The organism is Bacillus cereus group sp. BfR-BA-01330, from assembly GCF_022663885.1.
Taxonomy (GTDB): Bacteria; Bacillota; Bacilli; order Bacillales; family Bacillaceae_G; genus Bacillus_A; species Bacillus_A cereus.
Genome location: NZ_JAKUGK010000004.1, coordinates 197,489 through 220,595 on the forward strand (window position 1 = coordinate 197,489; position 23,107 = coordinate 220,595).

Here is a 23,107-nt window from a genome sequence, read left to right on the forward strand (position 1 = left end):
AATAAAATTACAGAAAAGCATGTAAAAAATGATATGAATTATGAAAGGAACCGTGATGAAAAGAACTTTAACTATTTTTATGTTAACTATAATACTTTTAATAAGCTTTAGTTCATGCTCTAAAAAGGATAACTCATTTCCTGCAAACGGTGTATTAATTATTGGAGATGAAAATAATATTTCACCAATTATTAATCGTTATAAGGAAATTACGAAAGAAAATGAAGTGTTTTCTGTGAAAAAAGGTGAAGTTGGAAATGGACATGTATTAATTTTAAATGAATCTACAGCACTAGCACTGATTAAAGAAAAAATTTTTCATAAACGAGGTAATGGCTCCAATTATATTTTAGATACGTTACCAAAATTCCCAAAAGAAGGATCACTATTGTTTACAAATGAAGACGAAAAGAATATGAAAAGTATTAAAATAGAAGGAAATGACATTCCTGTTACATACGATAGTGACACTTGGATAGGAAACACTCGTAAATATCCAACGCAATCGTATGTGATTGTAGCAAAAAATAGCGTATATAAGGAAATAAAAGCAAATGAAACGAAAATGCACCTTCTTCAATTAAAGAAATCTCTAGGTGATGAAAGACCTAAAATGTCGACAGATAATACAATGGTTAATGAAAATGTCAAAGTAAAAAAGCTAATTAAAGGTTTGGAAGGAGAAGTATCTTTTCAATTTGTAACGATTGGCGAAAAACCTTAAAAAAGAGTTCGGAGTTGATAAAAATTTCATCAGCTTCGAACTCTTTTTAGTTTATAGACAAATCAATTATTATGCTTTACATTACTTCATTTAATCGAGTCTCGTTTGTTTCCTCAATCCCATTTGAATTTTGAACTGAATTATTTTGGGCTTCTTTTTCTTTACGAGCCTTTTGTAGCATTTCAAGGATGATCCATAAGGGAACACCTTTATCCTTTAACATCTTCCATAAATCTAATTCATTAAATTTATGCTCAGGCTGTTTCATTTCTTTTTCAGATAAACGAATATCAAACTTGATAGGATCACTTATTTTCTTACTTTCAAGTTTAGTAGAAGAGATAGTATTATGCTCAAGATTAGATGGAGTTATTTTAGTAGGTTGAGACAATGTATGAATATTTGATCCGATTTGCATGATTTTTCCTCCTTTTCAAGCAATGAGATTAGTTTTCTTATGGTTTTTAAATCTTTTTAACATGAGGAAACTATATCTAATTATAAATCTAAATAAATAGATTTACAAGTTATATTGTAAAAAGTAAATACTCACTTGAATTAATATTTATCAACATTTTTATATGTTTTCTATATATACAACGTATATAAAATACTTTACATTATGTTTAAGTTGTTAAATTATTCTGTTAATTTTTTAAAAAGAAAAATGTAAACGTTTTATTAGGGGGGAGAAAGTATGGGGAAGTTATTTTTAAAAATATGTTTTTTTGCATTAGTGACCGTATGTTCATTCGCAGCGAAAATATCATACGCTGAAGAGAGGCAACAAAATAATTATCCTATCATATTGGTGAATGGATTTGCTGGATGGGGTAGAGAAGAAATGCTTGGCGTAAAATATTGGGGTGGTGTTCATGATATACAGGAAGATTTGAAACAAAATGGTTATACGGTACATACCGCAGCTGTTGGACCTGTTTCTAGTAACTGGGATCGTGCATGTGAATTGTATGCACAAATTAGCGGTGGGACAGTAGATTATGGTGCAGTCCATGCTGAGAAACATGGACATAATCGTTTTGGCAGAACTTATAGTGGTTTTGCGCCGAATTGGAGTGAAACAAATAAAGTTCATTTAGTTGGACATAGCATGGGTGGACAAACGATTAGAACATTAGTACAGCTATTAAAAGAAGGTAGTTTTGAAGAAAAGAATTATGTGAAAAATCACCCAGACACCAAAATATCACCACTATTTGAAGGCGGAAAATCATACGTTCATAGTGTTACAACATTAGCAACCCCTCACAACGGTACAACACTTGCGGATGGTAGTCTTCTACTGCCGTTCGTTAAAGATTTACTCATTACAGCTGCAAGCTTTGGAGGAAACAATAATTTATCATTATATGATTTTAAATTGGATCAATGGGGTATAAAGAAGAATGCTGGAGAGTCCTTTTTCCAATATAGTAATCGTATTCTAAATAGTTCACTTTGGAAAAATACAAAAGATATAAGTCAATGGGATTTAAGTACAGATGGTGCAAAGGAGTTAAATAATTGGGTAAAGACGCAACCAGATGTGTATTATTTATCCTATAGTGGACATGCATCACAAGCAGCACCTATAACAGGTTTACATTTGCCTCATATAACGATGAATAAAGTGTTAATGGGAAATGCATTTTTCTTAGGTTCTTATGCGAGATATGAAGAAAACCGTCCGCTAGTTGATACTTCTTGGTGGCAAAATGATGGTGTAGTAAATACAAATTCTATGATTGCACCATCTTCTAATGTTACTGTAAATAATAATGAGTCATTACAGATTGGAAAATGGAATCATATCGAAACGAAAGCGAATTGGGACCATCTCGACATGATAGGGTTAAGTGTTTCAGACTCGTTAGGTTTTTCTAGCATTCAAGAGTTTTATAGAACAATTGCTGAAAAGCTATCACGTTTACCGAAATAGGTAATAATAAAGCGCTCTCGATGGAATTCGAGAGCGCTTTATATTATATTGAAAGAGGGATTTGGTAGAAAAATATGGGGGGATATTATGAAAATTCAAGTTGTATTATCAGGATACGGAACAGTAGGTAGAGAGTTTATAAAATTATTAAATGAAAAATATTCATATATATATGAAACATATGGGATTCAATTAGTTGTAAGCGGCGTATTAGGGAGAAATATTGCAATACATAATGAAGACGGCTTATCACTTCATCATTTATTAATGTATGGTGGCGGTACCGCTGCAATTGAAAAATATTTAGAGTATCATCCGAAGGAACGTGCAACAACTAGCATAAGTGGTACTGTATTGGTAGAATCAACAGTTACAAATCTTAAAGATGGAAATCCAGGGAAACAATATATGAAACAAGCGATTGAAAAACAGATGGATATAGTAGCAATTTCTAAAGGTGCGCTCGTTACAAACTGGAGAGAAATAAATGAAGCAGCAAAAGGCGCAAATATACGAATTCGATATAGCGGTGCAACAGCCGCTGCACTACCGACACTAGATATTGGACAAGTTAGTTTAGCCGGTTGCAGTATTGAAAAAATAGAAGGAATATTAAATGGAACAACTAATTATATTCTTACGAAAATGTATGAGGAAGATATGACATTTGAAGAAGCACTGAAAGAAGCACAAAATAAAGGAATTGCTGAGACAAACCCTATATTAGATATAAGTGGTTCAGATAGTGCGTGTAAATTGTTACTTTTGACAAACAGCTTAATAGAAACAGAGAAAACACTTACTGATATACATATAAAAGGAATCGAGCACGTTACAAAACAGCAAATTCGAAATGCTAAGGAACAACATAAAATTATTAAATTAATAGCATCAACATATAAGGATGAGGGAGGCAATGTGAATTTAAATGTTGAACCGTGCCAAATAGAAAAAGATCATCCGTTAGCAAAAGTAAATGGAACCGAAAAAGGAATTACGTTCTTTACAGATACGATGGGACAAGTTACTACAATTGGTGGGGCTTCTAATCCAAGAGGCGCTGCAGCTGCAGCTTTAAAAGATGTAATAAACTTATATCGAAAAGATTTGTAAGACCGTACCGCCCTTTATAAAAAATACATATGCCGTGGACCTTTTGAGAATGAAATAAATATGCAAAAATGATTGCAGGGGGTAAGAAATTGTTTAAGGATTTTAAAGTTGTTAAAGAACGTCCCGTTTATATTCAATTGAAAGATTATTTGAAGAAAATGATTATGAAAGGGCATTTGCTCGGGGATCAAAAAATCCCATCAACAAGGGAACTAAGTGAATTACTAAGTGTGAGTAGAAACACTGTACTCGCTGCTTATGCAGATTTAGAGCAAGAAGGACTCATTTATGCAGTTAAAGGAAAAGGGAACTTTGTTGCCAAGGTGGATATATCTAACACTTCGTCTGTTGAAATAGATTGGAAAAATAAACTTAATACAGTGACCGCATTAGCGGACGAATTAGATTTAATGAAACATGGTGTTCGTTGGGAAAAGGGAATGATTGTTTTTAATAGTATAGCCCCGGATGAGAAGCTATTTGATGTTGAAAATTTCAAAAGAGCTTTTCTTACTCGTATGTCCATTGAAGGGGACATCGTATTGAACTACGGATATGCAAAGGGATATAGACCGTTAATGAATTATTTACTTCATTACATGGAAATGAAAGGTGTAGACATTTCGAATAAAGATATTCTAATTACAAATGGATTTACAGAAGGATTGGATATTGTACTCTCTTCTTTATCAAAAAAATCCGGTCGTGTCATTTGTGAGAATCCAACTCACCATGCTGCACTTAAGCTTTTCCGTTTACATGGACTTGAAGTTCATGGGATTGATATGCATGAGGATGGTATTGATACGAATGAAGTTGAAAAAAGTTTGCGTGAAAAAGATTTTGATTTTGCTTATTTAATTCCTTCTTATCATAATCCAACCGGTATTGTTACGAGTTCAGAGAAAAGAACGGAATTGATGAGGTTATTTTCAAAATACAACGTTCCTATTATAGAGGACGGATTTAATGAAGAATTACGTTATTCAGGTTCACATTTAGCTCCATTATTAACTTTTGCGGGAGCTGGCAATAATGTGATTTATATTAGTAGCTTTTCAAAGGTGCTTTTCCCTGGTTTACGTGTAGGCTGGATTATTGCAGATAAAGAGCTGATTCATTATTTAGAAAGCGTAAAAAGAGCAAGAACGATTCACACATCTACGCTAGATCAAGCTGTTCTGTTTCAATATTTACATGAGGGATATTTTGAAAAATATTTAAAAAAGGCAAGATCTGTTTATAAGAAAAAATATGAGTTAGCTGTCGGGGCATGTAACCAGTACATTCCTTTTAAAAGAATGACTGGAGATGGTGGGCTGCATTTATTTATAGAGCTAGAAGAGCATATGAATGCCCGCACACTTTTACAAAAGTGTTATGAGAAAGGCGTTACGTTTTCACCTGGAGATGTTTTTTACTCTGATGGAGAAGGAGCGAACACTTTCCGATTAGGTTTTTCGCGCTTGAAAGAAGAAGAAATAGTTCGGGGAATTAAAATAATTGGTGATACATTAAAAAATGAAATTTGGAGTTGAGAAAATGAAAATCGGTGTTATTATGGGCGGGGTATCGTCTGAAAAACAAGTTTCAATTATGACGGGGAATGAAATGATTGCTCATTTAGATAAAAATAAGTATGAAATAGTTCCAATTACATTAAATGAAAAAATAGATTTAGTTGAAAAAGCGAAAGACATTGACTTTGCGTTGCTCGCATTACACGGAAAATACGGAGAAGATGGGACAGTTCAAGGAACACTGGAGAGTTTAGGGATTCCTTATAGCGGAAGTAATATGTTATCTAGCAGTATATGTATGGATAAAAATATTTCGAAAAAGATTTTACGTTATGAAGGTGTAGAAACACCAGATTGGATTGAACTTACAAAAATGGAGGATCTAAATCTTGATGAGTTAGATAAGTTAGGATTTCCATTAGTAGTAAAACCAAACTCTGGCGGATCGAGTGTCGGAGTGAAAATCGTTTATAATAAAAATGAATTGATCTCAATGCTAGAAACTGTATTCGAATGGGATTCTGAAGTAGTAATTGAGAAGTATATAAAAGGTGATGAAATTACATGTTCAATTCTGGATGGAAAACAGTTACCTATAGTTTCAATTCGACATGCAGCCGAGTTCTTTGACTACAATGCAAAATATGATGATACTAGTACAGTTGAGGAAGTTATCGAACTTCCAGCAGAAATTAAGGAACGTGTAAATAAAGCGTCACTTGCTTGTTATAAAGCATTAAAATGTAGTGTTTATGCAAGAGTTGATATGATGGTGAAGGACGGAATTCCATATGTAATGGAAATTAATACATTACCAGGGATGACACAATCAAGTTTATTGCCAAAAAGTGCAGAAGCAGCGGGGATTAGTTATAGCAAACTATTAGATATGATTATTGAAACATCATTAAAAGTTAGAAATGAAGAAGGGTTTTAAGGAGATTATATAACGAATTCTTTTGACAGTTTCACGAAGTATGCTATGATGAATACATTATAAAAACAAAATATTTATCCACTAGGGGGGCCTTTTATAGGCTGAGATCAAATGTGATTTTGAGACTCTTAGTACCTGATCTGGTTAATGCCAGCGTAGGGAAGTGGGAACGACGTTGCTATTTAATGAGTAAATAAATACTGTCAATTTCACTTTCTTTACGCCTGTAAAGAAAGTTTTTTTATTTTACAGCTTTAATAATTGTGGATAAATACTTATATTTTATACATTATTGGAGGGATTTAAATGACTTTTTCACAATCATTACGTAAAGAAGTAGATTCAATTTGGGAAGCGAGTTTTAACCATCCTTTTGTAAAAAAACTTGGTGAAGGAACATTAGATTTAGCTAGTTTTCGCTATTATGTGCTTCAAGATTCATATTATTTGAGTCATTTTGCTAGAGTACAAACTTTAGGAGCTGCAAAAGCTCTTGAATTAGAGACGACAGCTCGTATGGCACATCATGCTCAAAATACATATGAGGCCGAGTTATCTTTACATGAGAATTTTGCTAAAAAGCTAGGGATAACAAAAGAAGAAAAAGATAATTTTATTCCTGCGCCAACTGCATATGCGTATACTTCACATATGTATCGTGCTGCGTATGAAGGGCATTTAGGAGATATCATTGCAGCAATTTTACCTTGCTATTGGTTGTATTATGAAATTGGCGAACGCTTAAAAGAGTGCCAGCCGGAAGAGCCAATTTATAACGAATGGATTTCTGCTTATGGATCTGATTGGTTCCGTACGCTAGTTGAAGAACAAATTACACGTTTAGATACTATCGCTGAAAAAGTAACAGAGGCAGACCGCAAACGTATGAAACAGCATTTTATTATTAGCAGTCAATATGAATATTCATTTTGGGAAATGGCTTATACATTAGAAAAGTGGCCAGTGGATACAGACGTAAAAGACGTAATTGGATAAAGAATAGAAGTAATGTTATAGATAGGTATGGATCATACCTATCTATATATTTTTTCTTGTCAAATTTGCGTAAAGTCATTAGTGCTACGGATATGGCGAAATAGAATATCGATAATTTAGCTCATTTACTTGTCTACGCATTAACTGGATAAACTTCTGTCACATTTATTTTACAATTAAAGAACGTAAATGTTGGTGGTATGAAGTTAAATAAGAAAAGAAACCCGAGCTGTTAGCTGTAACGGAGTTGTTTTTTCTTTGCAGGAATTTCTATATTATCATGGAGTGTTGTTAATACGATATGCAAATATGCATATTGTATTTTTTTGAGTTCTTTATGTGTTAAAATTAGATATAAAGATATGAAAATATAAAGAAGCAAAAGCAGGAATATCCAATGAATTTTGAGAGGTGTTATATGTTTACAAATAAGAAATTAATTCGATTTGGTTTATCGTTGTTTGTATTTTTAGGAATCATTAATTTTACAATCAGCTATTTCCAAACATATCTTGAAACAGCAGCAGATATCAAATGGGTAGTTCCAGAAATTTGGAAAACTATTTTACTAGATGTTCCTCAAGGTATACTTGTTCTTTTAGGCGCAATTGCTTTATATGATTTCACAAAAGAGGCATCACAAAAAGACGCATCAATCTAAGTGTGTCTTTTTTCAATTAGGAATTTCATAGAGAGTTTTGCTGGAGAAATAGAATGAAAAGCCCTAATTAGGGCTTTTTTTGTTGGAATTTCATATCCGTCATAGAAACCGGTCACTTGGAGGTGTTATAGCGAAAGCCATTTACAGTACAGAAAAATCTAAGCAGCAGACGGAAATATATAGGACATGGCATCATAATTATTGAGAAATTAATTGAACTTAGTAAGTATGAAGATATGACGCTAGAATTCATATTTTTTAATTTTTATTTATCCCGCTATTTGCCGGGCAGTAAGCCCCCCACCTCAAAATTCAGCGGAAGCAAAGAAGTTAGGTAGGGGATGAACAAAACCCCACTGATTAAAGTTTCACTTTATAAAAATGAGCCCATAGTAAAAATAGGTATATGAACAAGGTGCATCATCTAGTGATAAGTCATACTTTGTTGGTGTACGTATTGAACTTAGTTTATAGCGCTATTTCTACTTAGATGTAACGAACAGGAATATAGGGAAGTATCGATGAGGTTGTATTTTATAAACGGAGGTTATGAAAATGAATCAGTTTCAACAAGAACTACAAGCGTTAAGCCTTAATGATTACCGGTCTGGAAATATTGTCTATTGGGACCAGCAAAACCAATATCCATATTACTATATTGAAGATGCTGCTCGTCGCTGTGGCGGTTGTGGTCGTTGTGGCGGTTGTGGTGGAGGTCGTTGTGGCGGCTTCCGTTGTGGTGGCTTCCGTTGTATTGGTTGCTTCGGTTGTTTTGGTTGCGGAGGCTGTGGCGGTTGTGGCGGTTGTGGCGGCTGTGGTGGTTGCTCTAACTGTTTTGATGGTTTTACTGATACTACCGGTACTATTGTAACGTATGAATATTGATAATATCTATCTTGCTAGTTGCGGGCAGTAACATCCCCAAAAAAATTCAGCGAGAGCAAAGAGAAGTTAGGTGGCGGACTGCCCATAAAAGCCCGATTGGTGAGAGCTGATTAAAGTTTCACTTTATCAATAAAAAAACATTAGTTATATGTACGTGCCGACAAAGAATATAGCCATTTTTAATGGATATATTCAATCATTCAAGTGAAAGAGTAACAATAAGATATATAGATGTAATCAAGATGTGATGGATAAAGCAATGACTAGATTTAAAATCTAATCATTGTTTTTTTCTTATGGTTTTGTCATTAAATATCTGTCTAGTTTGGGCATTGCTTCCTTCTAGCTAATGATTTTATTACAACCGTGTAAGGTTAATGTAATGTTAATCGATAGTAAAATAAGTTGCTTAAGTGTATTTTAAATAAGATTAAAAAGTACTGTTTATCTACAAAATAATAGGGTAAATACTATGTAATTAGGAAGTGTCTGAATATGGTTGAACTAAAATCTATTTTCCATTCGTATAAACTAAAGAGAAAAATAGCTAAAGATTTATACGGAAAAAGAGATGAATTATCACTGTTATTAAATGAATTTAATAATATGAAATGTACAGTAACATCTGAAAAGAAGAAAAATAATATATTATCTCGTTTGCAACTAATTTATCAAAATATGAAATCGGATAAGCAGTACCCTCTAGCAGTTGCTTTTGATAGTAAATTATTGGAGCAATTAGAAAAAGAATCTGTACATACTATTGAGGAGGGTATAACATGTCTACATTTAATGTTAGATATGAATTATGAGAAGATAAAACAATATGGTTCGGGTACAAGTAGGTCATTCGTTCCATTATCGCAGTCTTCTATTTGTCTTGCTGATTGTATTTGTTTAACAGGATTTGTAGTAGGTTTACTAGGAACAATTTCATTTGGAGGATTACTGTTATCTATATGTTCAATTACATAACGCTTAATATTTGTAAAGAGAGCGCCGATTTAAGGTGTTCTTTTTTAGTTTTTTGTAAATTTTTTGTAAATGATAAGTACAATACATTATATAAATTGTATAATTTAAATGTATTAAAACATAAATATAAGAGGTGCTGTATATGATAATTACTTTTAATTGTTAAAAGAGTCGATTTGATAATGTTTTATTCAGATAAATAGTTTTTACTTTTCTTTTAAATACTTGATTTAAATGGATTAGATTAAGTAACTATTGTTCTAGCTTTTTGATAATCAAGACAACTGAAGAAAGGAAGGAATCATTTTATGAAAAAATTAAGGCTGCTAACATTTGAAAATATAGTAGAACCCCTTTTAAATGAAAAGGTATCATTTATATACTTTCCTATTGAATGGCTGGACATCGTAGAGATACATTATAAGACATTTTTATTAACGAGTAAGTTGAAACGTTTGAATGAAAGATTGTATGATATGTTTTCGGATATATTGTTTATTCAGCATAACCCATACGTATTAAATGAAAATACACCATGGATTGTATCGAAAGAACCTATTAGACAAGAGCAGCTCGATTATATTTTTCAAAGTTGGTATGAGATTATTCATGATTGGAAACCAAATAGATTAGTAGAACCACCAAAATATGAATGGCAATCCGATTTGATTTCTAATTTGCCAGTACTACATGATAATGAAACGTATTCTAAGTGGGTGCCCGCTTTAATCTCACATATTTTTTGTGAGCGTCCTATATATTTAAAAAATACAAATGAAGAAGAAATCTATTTTTCCCCTCTTAGATCACAAAATATTTGTGAGGCGATGTCAGGGCCGATAAAAGATGAAAAAACACAAGATTTTTTCTCCTATGTATATCGATTCGAATGCATAACCCGCGGTGGTGAGAACGCTCCATTATTAAATATTTCAATAGGGATTCGGAGATTTTATCAAGAATATAATCACCCAGATATTCCTTTACTTTTAAGACGGAAACGAGGCATTATATTGATTTCTACCTCAGAGTTTGCGTCAAATAATAAAAAAATACGGTTTGTAAAACTAAAAATACAACAAGCTACAACCGGCATGAAATGGATTAAGATATTTAGAAATTTAAAAGATGATTTTCAAATAGGGGGAGAGGTGGATTTAGACCATATTCTCCAATATCCGAAAGATTATATTGTAGGAGAAAATAAAAGGGTGTTATTTCCATACAATGAGAGAATTTATAAAGTTCAAGGTACTAAAATAGAACCGGGTATAACAGTAAAGGAAAGAGAGTATTTATTTAAAGAATTTCAGCGTAAATTCTCTTATTTCACAATACTTCCAGAATGTAAAAAGGTAGCTACAAATAACAAAAATGAATTATTTCCTTTATTTGCCCCAAAAGGATTAGAGACATTAACATTAGAAGTTTGGTCTGAAGATATAGTGTTGGAAATAGAACAAACATTACTTGAGAGTCAAATTGTTTTGACTAAAGTTGGTGAAAATTCTTATGTATTGAATACAGATTTTCCAGTGTTATTAAAGATTGTGAGATACAATATTGAAAAGGTGTTACAAAATCCATATAAAATGCAATATTGCCAAAAATATAAAACAAATCTTGTAGATGATGTTACGAAAGCTGTCTATGCTACCGCGGGCGAGCGCAGTGATGCGACATTAGCATTAATCGCATTGAAAAATTGTGATGGACGAGAAAAAATTGATCCAAAACAAATCATTAGAGAGGGATTTGCACGAGCAAACCGTATTTCAACATTTATTAATTTATTTATAGGCCAAAGTGTATCTCGTAAAACAATTGTAAATAGTGTTTTTAGTTTATTAGAGCAAAAAGGATTTTTGAAGCGTAGTTGGAATAAGATAAATTTACCTTGTATATATGTTAACTTATCAATTGAACGAATATCGAAATTTGATTTCTTACCTATTCTTTCAAAAATAAAAGGAAAAGAAATTTTATATAAATTATATGGGAATACAGAATGGCAAACGATTGATTACGTATTATTAAATATAAATAAACATAATGCATTTTTACCACAACCATCAAAGAGAAATGATATGGGAGTTCTTTTTAAACAATATGTTTCCGAAACATTAATGGAAATTGTACAATATGCAAAAGAACAAAATGAACAAGTTTATTTCATTGTAGATGCAAATTTGAGAAGGTATTGGATAAAAGAGTTACAAAATAAAGAAATTAATACAGATATTTTACCTGATATTGTTCCAGAGGTGTTAAAGGTTCCAAATTTAAATATTATTAGAATAAATACAGGTTTTGATGTACCAAGTTACGGTGTAATAGAATCTGATGATGCTCTAGATAGCATTGGCTTATATACAGATCAAAAAGGGATGTATTATAGCACTGGTGAATATTCACTTAATTGTAGTGGGATTTTTCAGCGATATATACTTGAAATTCTACCATTAGGTGTAAAACCTGTAGAAAGGGATTATATCGCTAAAATGATACATTACATGTGCTGTAATTCTAGTATGCTTTCGAAAAAGAATGTACACATTACATATTCCATGCATATGGAAAAAGTAATAAAGAGTTATATTACTGACATAGATGCAAGAGAGTTTAAAGAATTTGATGATGAATTGGATGTAGATGTAGTAAAAGTAGAAAAGAAAGATTCAATTATTCTACTTTAAATACTAGTAAACAAATCCTGCTCGTTATATCGATCAGGATTTGTCATTTTTTTATGTAAATAAGGATATCCTTTGTCAAGTATCTTTTCGTTTACATATTTACTTTATGTGCAGACAGGATTAATATGTTTTTTAGAAATACAAAAACTATTTCATATGGAAAAACGATTTTTATTAATTGAAAAAATTTGAAAGGAATGGGGAATTGTGAAGAAATTAGATGTGCTCTTAATGCTACTGAGCGGCCTCTTTCCAATTGCAGGACTTACAAAGCAAATCCCTCTAGAACAATCTATATATATTGGAGGGCTTTTATTTTTTACTAGTTTCGGTAGTTATTTTGCTAAAAAGATGTATTCACGTATATGCAGTTGGATAGCGTATGCGCCATTTATAACACTACTGTTAGTTATTTGGCATCAAGATATTGCAACAAGCTCAATCATAGCAAATGCGAAAATTGCTGCATGTGTCGCGTTAATTCCATGTTTATTCCGTTTTCGTACATATGGACTTACTTTGGGCTTATTCTCATTATGGGCCGCTTTACTATGGGATATAAAAGAAGTACAGTCGTTAGTCATACTTGAACGCATAATGAGTTTAATGACAAGCCATTATGTATATATATTACTATTAATTGGAGGACTTGTAATAGGAGGATTACTTGCGATGTTCATTCACCGCAAAGAGAAAGATAATAATAAAGAAAATATAAATCTACTTGGACCAAAAAAGAAACGCAAAAGATTATCAATTAAGATTCGACTTCCAAGATTGCCGAAATTAAAGATGAAACTATTTAAGTTTGGTGGGAAAGAATCTAAAAGTAAAATGCCAGAAAAGATCCATGAGTATAAGTACGAAGAACCAGTTGCAACATATGAAATGACAGAGCAAATAGATCCATACAAAGAAAATGCAGTTCAAGGTCAAACAAGGATGGAACGCCGAAGAAATAGGTATAATGCATAATGAGGTTTAATAACCCCGTAATGACTTATCTTAATATTGATAAATCATTACGGTTTTTTTATGTAATGAAATGAAGGTTGCTAATGTGGGGGGAACAGCATATTTTATAGGTGGGAACCAAAATGAAATAAGGGGAGGATAAAATGCTTATCATTACATATATATCTGCTTGTATATTATTCTTAGTTAGTTTTTTACATGTATATTGGGCTTTCGGAGGTAATTGGGGGACAAATAGTGTTATTCCAACTAAAGCAGGGGAAAAGGCGTTTACACCTCGTGCCGGAATGACATTGGTCATTGCATTATTATTAAGTATGGCAGCAATAATTTTGTTGCAACAAGCAAATATTGTTCATTTTGCAGTTCCTAATGTTATTATTCAAGTCGGTTCCTGGATTTGTATGATCGTCTTTTCTATTAGAGTAATTGGTGAATTTAACTATTTTGGTATCTTTAAACGACAAAAAGATACGCACTTTGCAAGAATGGATACCGGTTTATATATTCCACTTTGTGCATTTTTATCTTTATCTTTCTTATTAGCAATAATTTTGTGAGTGAATAATAGTAGTTTCCGTTCTCAAAATATATATAAACGTGAGAAATCTAAGCGGTAAATAAAAAGGATGTAAGCGCCTTCTTGTCGAAATGTAAATTATTATGAAAGGCGGTGACACTATGAAGTATGTAAAAGTTAGTATGAATGGTGGAAGTGAACATAAATTCTCAATGACTTTAGATCGGTTTGAAGAACTTATTACTACAGAGAATGGGATATTAGAAAATAAATTAGTATGTATTGAAAATGTAATGATTAATCCTACTAATATATCTTCTGTAGTTGAAAAAATTGGTGTACCGGCTAAGTTTATGGAAGCTTAAAATCTTTAGATAAAAAACATCCATTGAGGATGTTTTTTAATTTATAAATATGAAATTGTGCAGTGAAATTTTGAGTAGATTTTTTAGCAATGACTGTGCATATATTAAGTACCTGAACATGGTGCTTAATACATGCACGAAATAATAAGCACAAGCATATATTATGTAGTAGGACAAGATCTTCGTGTCCTACTTAATACTCAGAAAAAACCTCTAATCACATAAGAGCAGCTAATTGCAGGGTGCTCTTATTTTTTATGAAAATCTACTATGAGCCTTATTTTATAGTAGGATGCAATAATAAAGGGCTATTTTGAAATAGTGTTTTTTAGCCTTTAATTTTAAATTTATCTTTAACGTTAATAAATATTAAAAATAATATGATAGCAGAAATTAAGTTAGATAAGTAGAAATTTTGATGAAACAGTAGTTCAAAGATGACATCGAAAGTAACGAATAAGGCAATAGCAGGTAGTATGCAAATAAATATAAATCTCCAATTTTTTAAGTAATGTTTATAATTTGTAAGTACTTTATCCATAAATATAGCTCCTATATTTTTGTTTTTATATAATTATACATTTAGATACAAGGATTTTCAAAGTAAAAATATTTAGCAATTCAAAAATATAAGGAGAGCTTTTGTTGAAAATCCAGATTGCTGTAGTAATCTGGATTTGACTTTAAAGAACTATACTAAAATGATACACTATAATCTACGTTATTTTTGAAATGAATAGAGGGATTTGTGTGATAGATAAAATTAAAAATGCTGTAGAGGATATGTACGAAGATGAGGCTAAAGTTTTACTTCAAAGTATTCTCATACAGTTAAACTTATTAGAAGAAAACTATAGTGAAGATACAATTAAAAATTTGATGGATATTCCGAAACAATTAACAAGTAATCCTACTTATAAAAGGAATGTAAAAGACAGTACGCACGTACATATTGCTTTTGATGATTCAACGGCTGGTTGCTTAAAATATATGTTAAGTCAAGAAGAATTATTTGAAGAGAGTGTTGTTGCTTTTTCGGAATTTTTTTCAATTGGACCGATATATAGGTTGCATACGAATGAGGGGCAACTAGCAAGACAGGAGTGGTTAATAAATAACTTAACTGCTTATGATAGTTATTTTGAAGAAGAATATTTATCAAGATTTATAGCAACTATAGAAGAACTACATACTATTCCTGTTGAAACACCTATTACAATTTGGAAGGCTGATAATGCACATGAACATGTAGGCCTAAGTTTTGTAATAGCACAATTAAAGGATAAGAAAAACATTCGAGTTATTAATACGTCTGAAGCAAGCAGAGAAATATTAAAACAAGAGTATGATATTCGTGGAACGGGAGAATTACCACCTGAAAGTTTAGCTCTATTCCAAAAAAGTTTTATAAAGTTACCTTATTTAACTGAAGAGAAGCGAATGAAGTTTGAACATGAGTGGGATAGATTATCGGAAAGCATAGAATGTTTAAGAGTGTGGAAAGAAAATGAAGTGCATTTTGTACAAGAAGATTATTTTGATCAATTTATAATTGAATGCGCGAAAAGTGTGGGTGCTGATCGAGAGTTCCTCAAAGCTCCTAGAGTAATTGGTGAAGCACTTGGTCTTGTTGAACAATTGGTTGGAGATACATTCTTAGAATATCGCTTGAAACAATTAATTAAACAAGAAGTATTTGAATTTGAAGGTTCGTTAGATGAAATGCGTTTTTATAGTGTGAAGTTAAGGAAATAATAAACACATTCTATTTTTGAAAGGCTCGTATTTTTAATAATACGAGCTTTTTAAGTTGAATTTGGGCTATACATAAGCTTCCTAGAGAGGGCATATCACATATGAATGATAAAGGTAATGAATGAAAAGAAGGTGATTTGTTAATATGTATAACCAACAAAATTATCCATATGATCAAGCGATGTATTATAATCCACAAAACTACGGGTATGAACCTACAAATGAAGTGAGAGATATTGAACAAGAAGATTACAGACCAGATGATGCGGAGGATGCTCCAACGTCACCACCACCGTCACAAGCGCCATCGTTACCGTCTACATTTGCTTCTCCAGCACAACCAGGCAATATGAAATCATGGATGTGTAACTGTTTAGGAAGATGGGGCTATTTACGTTTACATCGTCCTGGACCTTTTGGAAGGGATTTATGGTTCTTTCCGACTGAAGTGAGAAGAAACGGAGTATCAGGTTACACTTGGCAAGGTGGTCGTCGTCGTAAAGTAAGTTATCGCTATCAACAAATTAGTAATTTTATGTGCTTCGCATAAAGAGAGGTGGGAGAGTAAAACGATTGTACTCTCTCACTTTTTTATTTTTCAATATACGAAGTAAGATTTTGATTAAAAATTTACAATTTTCACGTTTTTATTAGAGTATAATGCATATGTTGGTTGGTTTTCAAAAACAAATGAGAGTGAGGGAATACAATGTCAATGAAAAACAAAGTTGGGTTAAGCATAGAGGATGGCATTAATTTAGCTTCAGCTCAGTTTAAAGAAGATGCGTATGAAATTTATAAAGAATCGCGAAAAAAACAACCTATATTATTTGTAAACCAAGTTGAAATCGGTAAAGAATGGCTCATTACTAGATATGAAGATGCTCTGCCACTTTTAAAAGATAATCGTTTAAAAAAAGATTGGACAAATGTGTTTTCTCAAGATATAAAGAACATGTATCTTTCCGTTGATAATAGTGACCACTTAACAACACATATGCTAAATTCAGATCCACCTAACCACAGTCGTTTACGATCTTTAGTTCAAAAGGCTTTTACACCGAAGATGATTGCACAATTAGACGGAAGAATTCAGAGAATAGCAGATGATTTGATAAGTGATATAGAGCGAAAAGGTACATTAAAGCTTGTGGATGATTATTCATTTCCATTACCAATTATTGTAATAAGCGAGATGCTCGGTATTCCAAAAGAAGATCAAGCGAAATTTAGGATTTGGTCTCATGCTGTTATTGCATCACCAGAAACACCTGAAGAAATAAAAGAGACTGAAAAACAACTATCTGAATTTATTACATATCTTCAATATTTAGTTGATATTAAAAGAAAAGAGCCAAAAGAAGACTTGGTGAGTGCTTTAATACTTGCAGAGAGTGAAGGGCATAAACTTAGCGCTCGGGAACTATATTCAATGATAATGCTATTAATTGTCGCAGGACATGAGACGACAGTGAATTTAATTACAAATACGGTATTAGCACTTCTTGAAAATCCAAATCAATTACAGTTATTAAAAGATAATCCAAAACTAATTGATTCGGCTATTGAGGAAGGATTGCGTTATTATTCTCCAGTTGAGGTTACAACTGCAAGGTGGGCAGCGGAACCTTTTCAAATTCACGACCGAACAATTGAAAAAGGAGATATGGTTGTCATTGCCTTAGCTTCTGCAAACCGTGATGAAACTGTATTTGAAAACCCAGAAGTATTCGATATTACTCGAGAAAATAATCGTCATATTGCCTTTGGTCATGGTAGCCATTTCTGTTTAGGCGCTCCACTTGCGAGGTTAGAAGCAAAGATTGCTATTACTACTTTGTTTAATCGAATGCCTGAACTACAAATAAAAGGGAATCGTGAAGAAATTAAATGGCAAGGGAACTATTTAATGCGTTCTTTAGAGGAATTACCTTTAACTTTCTAGAATAGTTAAAAGGAGACATGCATACATCGAAAATGATTTACATAGAGTATGTATGTGTTATTTAAATTCGAAACGGAAGGGTGAAGACATCCCAATGATCAACTAATTCTATTTGTAAGAGATCTTCGTTAAAAAACGAAATATTCTTCTGAATAGGGTTAGTCTGTACATTTATAGAAAAGGGATGTATTTCGCTCTGCGAATATATAGTCTTTTTATATGATTTGTGCTGCCTCCTGTTCAGAACATGAAATAGGAGGCTTTTTTATGTCGACAAATGTAGTAACGAAACAAAACAATGGGGTATCACAAGTATTAAAAAATCGGTTTGTACAAGGGATTTTAGCATCAGCATTATTTTTACAAATAGGAATATGGGTTCGAAACTTTGCGGTATTACTATATGTAATGGAAATGACAAAAGGTGATGCTTTTGCTATTTCTATGATTTCAGTTGCTGAATTCGCTCCAATTTTTATTTTTTCATTTATTGGCGGTACCTTTGCTGATAGGTGGAAGCCAAAGAAGACAATGATATGGTGTGAAACGTTAAGTTCCATTTCAGTATTCGCTGTATTAATTACGCTTATGTTTGGAACGTGGAAAATTGTGTTTTTTGTGACACTCATCTCTGCAATCCTTTCACAGTTTTCACAACCATCTGGAATGAAGTTGTTTAAACAACATTTATCAACGGAACAAATTCAATTAGCGATGTCTATATATCAAACGATATTTGCAATATTTATGGTATTAGGACCAATTCTAGGGACATTTATCTTTCATAGTTTTGGAATTTATATTTCAATCATCATAACAGGTATCTCGTTTTTACTTGCGGCAGTTGTATTGTTATTTCTTCCGAAAGATCTTGAAAACGACGTAGAAAAGAAAGATATCACTCTGCTGCAGGAGATGAAGGATGGTATTAAGTATGTCAAAAAGAAAAAAACATTAACTTTGCTAGGGCTTTGTTTTATGGCTGCAGGACTAGGTATAGGATTAATTCAGCCATTAGGTATATTTATTGTGACTGAGCAGTTAGGATTATCAAAAGAGAGTTTACAGTGGCTACTAACAGTAAATGGTGCGGGAATGATTGTTGGCGGAGCATTAGCAATGGTATTTGCGAAAAATGTTGCTCCGCAAAAGATGTTAATTATCGGTATGCTTGGTCAAGCAATTGGTATTGGCATTATAGGATATTCTACAAATTTATGGGTGACACTTACGGCGCAGCTTTTTAGTGGTTTAGCTCTTCCTTGTATCCAAATTGGTATTAATACGCTTATTATTCAAAATAGCGATACCGATTTTATAGGTCGTGTAAATGGTATTTTAAGTCCGCTTTTTACCGGTTCAATGGTAGTAACGATGAGTATAGCTGGTTCATTAAAAGAGATGTTTTCATTAAGTATGATGTATGAAGGGACGGCTTTACTTTTTATAATTGGATTATTGTTTATTTTACCTATATACAATTTAAAGCCAGTAATAGCGGTAGAAAGTGAAATAAGTGGTAAAGGAAGTGCCGTACAAAATGAATCCTAATCCAAATGTTAAATACCCTATTGAAGGAAATCAAAACGTTCAATTTATAAAAAATATAATAACAAAACCTAATATACTTGTTGGTGACTATTCTTATTTTGATGCAAAAGATGGAGAAACATTTGAAAATCGAGTATTACATCATTATGAATTTCTTGGAGATCGCCTTATTATTGGAAAGTTTTGTTGTATTGCATCTGGAGTTAACTTTATTATGAACGGAGCCAATCATCGGATGGATGGATTTTCGGCATATCCATTTAATATCTTTGGAAATGGGTGGGAGAAGTATACACCTAGTTTGTCTGATTTACCTTATAAAGGTGATACAGTTATAGGAAATGACGTTTGGATTGGTATGGATACAACAATTATGCCCGGAATAAAAATAGGGGATGGTGCAATCATTGCAGCTAAATCTGTTGTGACTAGAGACGTCGCACCATATACAATTGTTGGTGGAAACCCTGCAAATAAAATAAAAGAGAGATTTTCAAATGAAATAATTCAAGAATTATTGCAAATTCAATGGTGGCATTTTGATATTGAAAAAATAACTGGAAATATTGATGCTATTGTATGTGGAGATATTGAACCATTAAGAAAGCTAAAAAGGGAATAAAAAATGGATGACAAATAGTATCATACCTCCGAATGTTGTTAATGATAATAGAACAAGGAGGTGTGATACTATGGCACAAGACGTTTTATGTGAAGTAAATAACTGTAAATTTTGGGCGAACGGTAATAAATGTAGTGCAGAGGCAATTTACGTAGTAAGTCATAAAGGTAAACATGCATCTACAACGGAAGAAACAGATTGCAAAACTTTCGATCCAGAAGTGTAAATGTTTGAAGGGTAGCCAAATCGTGGTTGCCCTTTTATTAATTATAGTATTGATAATAAATATCATTTTCATTCATTGTTTTTAACTTTTCTTGTTATTTTTTCATATTTTTTTCATAAGTGATGTAATCCAACTCAATTCATGTTCAATTCGTGATTTACTAAATTCAATGACTTCAGTAATAAAAGATGAGGTAACATCTAGAGACTGAATAGCAGTAAGCTGATTATGTAGTACGTTTTGACGTACAGTCAAAATCTCTTTTCTATCCTCATAGTCAAGTTTTTCAAATAGCGCAATACGAACAAGAAATTCTGTATTGTTTGTCGCAAGTTTTTCGGGAAACTCTCGTAACATTTCAGAAAAAATTTCTTCTCCTGTTTCTGTTATATCGTACATATTTCGGTTTGGTTTTCCGACTTGTTTATGTGTTTTTTTCGTTATAGCACCCATATTTTCAAAGCGCCGAAGGGCTGGATAAAGCATGTTGTGATTTAATTCGAAATTTTCACCTAAACGATTTTGAACATTTTTTTTAATTTCATATCCATGTTTTGGTCCTGTCGTTAATTCTGCTAGTAGTAAAATGTCAACGTACATAAAAATCCCCCTTATATATTTCTCAAGTTCTCTAATGAAAAATCCCCTTTGGTATATGTTAAAATAACATATGATAGTTTATACAACTTTGGACTGCCGACCTATCACTTTTATTGTAAAAGAAAAGGGAGGAAAGAACTATGGCTTCACCTGAAAATGTTATTTTAGTTCATGAAATTTCAAAGCTAAAAACAAAAGAAGAATTATGGAATCCATATGAATGGTATCGTTTGATGAGGGATAATCACCCAGTTCATTATGATGAAGAGCAGGATGTATGGAATGTTTTTTTATATGATGATGTAAATCGTGTTTTATCAGATTATCGCTTATTTTCAAGTAGAAGGGAGCGCAGACAATTCTCAATCCCTCCTTTAGAAACTAGAATAAATATAAACTCTGCAGATCCACCAGAACATCGCAATGTACGTTCCATTGTTTCTAAGGCATTTACTCCAAGAAGTTTAGAACAGTGGAAACCTCGAATACAGGCTATCGCAGATGAACTTGTACAACATATCGAAAAATGTAGTGAAGTTAATATCGTTGAACAGTTTGCTGCACCTTTACCTGTTACCGTTATTTCCGATTTATTAGGAGTCCCAACAACAGATCGTAAAAAAATTAAAGAATGGTCTGATATTTTATTTATGCCGTATAGTAAAGAAAAGTTTAATGATCTGGATGCCGAGAAAGGGATAGCATTAAATGAATTCAAAGCATACCTTCTACCGATTGTTCAGGAAAAGAGATATCATTTAACCGATGATATCATATCTGATTTAATTCGAGCTGAATATGAAGGCGAAAGATTAACCGATGAGGAAATTGTAACCTTTTCATTAGGTTTACTAGCGGCTGGGAATGAAACCACTACAAATTTAATTATTAATAGCTTTTATTGCTTTTTAGTAGATTCACCTGGAATTTATGAAGAGTTAAGAAAAGAACCTAACTTAATTTCAAAAGCGATTGAGGAAGTATTACGCTATCGCTTTCCTGTTACATTGGCCCGGAGGATTACAGAGGATACAAATATATTTGGTCCTTTCATGAAAAAGGATCAGATGATTGTTGCGTGGGTTAGTGCAGCGAATTTAGACGAGAAAAAATTTTCACAAGCCTCTCAATTTAATGTACATCGAACAGGAAATGAAAAGCATTTAACCTTTGGGAAAGGTCCTCACTTTTGCTTAGGAGCACCACTTGCACGTTTAGAGGCTGAGATTGCATTAACTACCTTTATAAATACTTTTGAAAAAATAGAACTATCTCCATCTTTCTGTTTAGAAAAATGTATATTGGAAAATGAACAAACATTAAAATACTTACCTATTCGATTGAAAGCTAAATAAAAATCTTAACAAGGTGCATACATTTGCATCTTGTTTTTTGTTTCTCAATTGTGAGTTTTCCGAAATTACCTTAATATGGAATTGTATAAAACGTAGAGGAGGATTCTTATGTTGACTTGTAATGGAAGTAAATCATTTCAAAAGTTTATTAAAGGTGTTACAGATCTTATGGAAAACGGTTTATTTGAAGAAGAAATAGTGTGTGGCATTGAAAAGTTACTAGAAGAACTTTTAGAAAAGAAAACATGGCTTCCGTTAGATAAACAGAAGGCCAATTTGACTCAATATGCACGACATTTATTGTATGAAGATCCGCTCAAACGTTTTGAAGTACTAGCTCTCGTATGGAAAGATGGACAATCTACACCTTTACATGATCATGACGGCACATGGGGAGTAGAAGGCGTTTTTTCAGGAAGGATAATGGTGCAGAACTTTATACAAACGAAACAACTTGGAAATTCACTTGTTTATTTAACACATACAGGAAATCTTTATTTGGGAGAAGGAGAAACTGATAAAGTAATTCCACCAGCAGATTGTCATATTCTTGAAATTAGCACAAATGAAAGCGTTATTACGATTCATGTCTATGGAAAACGGTTAGAAAAGTTTAAAGTATATATCCCAACTGAAGAAAAAAATGTGTACATGTATGAGACAAAATACATTAGTTATAATTCATAGTTTAAAATCCAAAGCTTTTTAAAAAGAAAAGCTTTGGATTTTATTTTTAATTATTTCTTG

At 32.4% G+C, this 23,107-nt stretch carries 24 protein-coding genes, 1 pseudogene and 1 riboswitch; of the genes and pseudogenes, 22 read left to right on the forward strand and 3 right to left on the reverse strand.

Annotated features, from left to right (window positions below):
* Positions 1 to 55: 55 nt before the first annotated feature.
* On the forward strand, positions 56 to 724 hold the full coding sequence (locus tag MR112_RS12955; RefSeq protein WP_242245021.1) for a lipoprotein BA_5634 family protein: 669 nt from the start codon (positions 56 to 58) through the stop codon (positions 722 to 724).
* Between the two features lie 76 nt (positions 725 to 800).
* On the opposite strand, the gene MR112_RS12960 is transcribed toward MR112_RS12955, so the two are convergent.
* A complete protein-coding gene (locus MR112_RS12960) occupies positions 801 to 1,142 on the reverse strand; it encodes a DUF3914 domain-containing protein (RefSeq protein ID WP_001165495.1) in 342 nt (113 codons plus the stop codon).
* A gap of 279 nt (positions 1,143 to 1,421) precedes the next feature.
* On the opposite strand from MR112_RS12960, the gene MR112_RS12965 reads away from it, so the two are divergent.
* From MR112_RS12965 to MR112_RS13025, 13 genes and pseudogenes are all read left to right on the forward strand, one after another.
* Entirely contained in the window at positions 1,422 to 2,663 is a 1,242-nt protein-coding gene (locus MR112_RS12965; RefSeq protein WP_000517059.1) for an esterase/lipase family protein, read from the forward strand.
* 87 nt (positions 2,664 to 2,750) lie between these two features.
* Complete coding sequence (locus tag MR112_RS12970; RefSeq protein ID WP_000701758.1) at positions 2,751 to 3,776, forward strand: homoserine dehydrogenase; 1,026 nt, start codon at positions 2,751 to 2,753, stop codon at positions 3,774 to 3,776.
* An 89-nt stretch (positions 3,777 to 3,865) separates the two neighbouring features.
* Positions 3,866 to 5,314 (forward strand): MocR-like pyridoxine biosynthesis transcription factor PdxR, encoded by a 1,449-nt coding sequence (gene pdxR, locus MR112_RS12975; RefSeq protein WP_000471644.1) that lies wholly within the window; start codon positions 3,866 to 3,868, stop codon positions 5,312 to 5,314.
* 4 nt (positions 5,315 to 5,318) lie between these two features.
* Positions 5,319 to 6,233, forward strand: coding sequence for a D-alanine--D-alanine ligase (locus MR112_RS12980; protein ID WP_071740577.1), 915 nt, complete (start codon positions 5,319 to 5,321; stop codon positions 6,231 to 6,233).
* Between the two features lie 73 nt (positions 6,234 to 6,306).
* A riboswitch (TPP riboswitch) is annotated at positions 6,307 to 6,412 on the forward strand.
* 127 nt (positions 6,413 to 6,539) lie between these two features.
* Positions 6,540 to 7,229: a thiaminase II gene (gene tenA / locus MR112_RS12985; RefSeq protein ID WP_000144509.1), complete on the forward strand. Its 690-nt coding sequence runs from the start codon at positions 6,540 to 6,542 to the stop codon at positions 7,227 to 7,229.
* A 397-nt stretch (positions 7,230 to 7,626) separates the two neighbouring features.
* Complete coding sequence (locus MR112_RS12990) at positions 7,627 to 7,890, forward strand: DUF3937 family protein (protein ID WP_069358061.1); 264 nt, start codon at positions 7,627 to 7,629, stop codon at positions 7,888 to 7,890.
* Positions 7,891 to 8,445: 555 nt separating this feature from the next.
* Positions 8,446 to 8,775 (forward strand): heterocycloanthracin/sonorensin family bacteriocin, encoded by a 330-nt coding sequence (locus MR112_RS12995; RefSeq protein ID WP_113710692.1) that lies wholly within the window; start codon positions 8,446 to 8,448, stop codon positions 8,773 to 8,775.
* A 145-nt stretch (positions 8,776 to 8,920) separates the two neighbouring features.
* Positions 8,921 to 9,055 (forward strand): annotated as a pseudogene (locus MR112_RS13000) (site-specific integrase); the annotation flags it as partial.
* 209 nt (positions 9,056 to 9,264) lie between these two features.
* Positions 9,265 to 9,750 carry a hypothetical protein gene (locus tag MR112_RS13005; protein ID WP_033687380.1) on the forward strand — a complete coding sequence of 162 codons (486 nt, stop codon included), beginning with the start codon at positions 9,265 to 9,267 and terminating at the stop codon, positions 9,748 to 9,750.
* A 308-nt stretch (positions 9,751 to 10,058) separates the two neighbouring features.
* The gene (locus tag MR112_RS13010) at positions 10,059 to 12,446 is read left to right on the forward strand and encodes an RNaseH domain-containing protein (protein ID WP_000736208.1); all 2,388 of its coding nucleotides are present in this window, start codon (positions 10,059 to 10,061) and stop codon (positions 12,444 to 12,446) included.
* A 207-nt stretch (positions 12,447 to 12,653) separates the two neighbouring features.
* Complete coding sequence (locus MR112_RS13015) at positions 12,654 to 13,421, forward strand: DUF3959 family protein (RefSeq protein WP_048538123.1); 768 nt, start codon at positions 12,654 to 12,656, stop codon at positions 13,419 to 13,421.
* A gap of 143 nt (positions 13,422 to 13,564) precedes the next feature.
* Positions 13,565 to 13,981: a DUF3995 domain-containing protein gene (locus MR112_RS13020; protein WP_000905568.1), complete on the forward strand. Its 417-nt coding sequence runs from the start codon at positions 13,565 to 13,567 to the stop codon at positions 13,979 to 13,981.
* Between the two features lie 121 nt (positions 13,982 to 14,102).
* On the forward strand, positions 14,103 to 14,306 hold the full coding sequence (locus tag MR112_RS13025; protein ID WP_000878369.1) for a hypothetical protein: 204 nt from the start codon (positions 14,103 to 14,105) through the stop codon (positions 14,304 to 14,306).
* A gap of 328 nt (positions 14,307 to 14,634) precedes the next feature.
* Here the strand turns inward: MR112_RS13025 and MR112_RS13030 are convergent, their stop codons facing one another.
* On the reverse strand, positions 14,635 to 14,847 hold the full coding sequence (locus tag MR112_RS13030; protein WP_000362067.1) for a hypothetical protein: 213 nt from the start codon (positions 14,845 to 14,847) through the stop codon (positions 14,635 to 14,637).
* Between the two features lie 209 nt (positions 14,848 to 15,056).
* On the opposite strand from MR112_RS13030, the gene MR112_RS13035 reads away from it, so the two are divergent.
* From MR112_RS13035 to MR112_RS13060, 6 genes are all read left to right on the forward strand, one after another.
* Positions 15,057 to 16,061, forward strand: a complete 1,005-nt coding sequence (locus MR112_RS13035) for a DUF1835 domain-containing protein (protein ID WP_242245022.1) — start codon at positions 15,057 to 15,059, stop codon at positions 16,059 to 16,061.
* 145 nt (positions 16,062 to 16,206) lie between these two features.
* A complete protein-coding gene (locus MR112_RS13040; protein WP_000282687.1) occupies positions 16,207 to 16,611 on the forward strand; it encodes a hypothetical protein in 405 nt (134 codons plus the stop codon).
* A 159-nt stretch (positions 16,612 to 16,770) separates the two neighbouring features.
* Positions 16,771 to 18,006: a cytochrome P450 family protein gene (locus MR112_RS13045; protein WP_000062122.1), complete on the forward strand. Its 1,236-nt coding sequence runs from the start codon at positions 16,771 to 16,773 to the stop codon at positions 18,004 to 18,006.
* Positions 18,007 to 18,273: 267 nt separating this feature from the next.
* Positions 18,274 to 19,557, forward strand: coding sequence for an MFS transporter (locus tag MR112_RS13050; RefSeq protein WP_000106401.1), 1,284 nt, complete (start codon positions 18,274 to 18,276; stop codon positions 19,555 to 19,557).
* On the forward strand, positions 19,547 to 20,179 hold the full coding sequence (locus MR112_RS13055) for a Vat family streptogramin A O-acetyltransferase (RefSeq protein ID WP_001069245.1): 633 nt from the start codon (positions 19,547 to 19,549) through the stop codon (positions 20,177 to 20,179). Before MR112_RS13050 ends, MR112_RS13055 begins: the two co-directional genes overlap by 11 nt.
* Before the next feature lie 70 nt (positions 20,180 to 20,249).
* A complete protein-coding gene (locus tag MR112_RS13060; RefSeq protein WP_000046095.1) occupies positions 20,250 to 20,405 on the forward strand; it encodes a DUF1540 domain-containing protein in 156 nt (51 codons plus the stop codon).
* A 102-nt stretch (positions 20,406 to 20,507) separates the two neighbouring features.
* Here the strand turns inward: MR112_RS13060 and MR112_RS13065 are convergent, their stop codons facing one another.
* Entirely contained in the window at positions 20,508 to 21,005 is a 498-nt protein-coding gene (locus MR112_RS13065; RefSeq protein ID WP_078187643.1) for a PadR family transcriptional regulator, read from the reverse strand.
* Positions 21,006 to 21,145: 140 nt separating this feature from the next.
* Between MR112_RS13065 and MR112_RS13070 the strand changes: the two genes are divergently transcribed.
* Together MR112_RS13070 and MR112_RS13075 are read left to right on the forward strand one after the other, a co-directional pair.
* Positions 21,146 to 22,360 carry a cytochrome P450 gene (locus MR112_RS13070; RefSeq protein ID WP_078404615.1) on the forward strand — a complete coding sequence of 405 codons (1,215 nt, stop codon included), beginning with the start codon at positions 21,146 to 21,148 and terminating at the stop codon, positions 22,358 to 22,360.
* 108 nt (positions 22,361 to 22,468) lie between these two features.
* Entirely contained in the window at positions 22,469 to 23,047 is a 579-nt protein-coding gene (locus MR112_RS13075) for a cysteine dioxygenase family protein (RefSeq protein ID WP_000954438.1), read from the forward strand.
* The last annotated feature ends 60 nt before the right edge of the window (positions 23,048 to 23,107 follow it).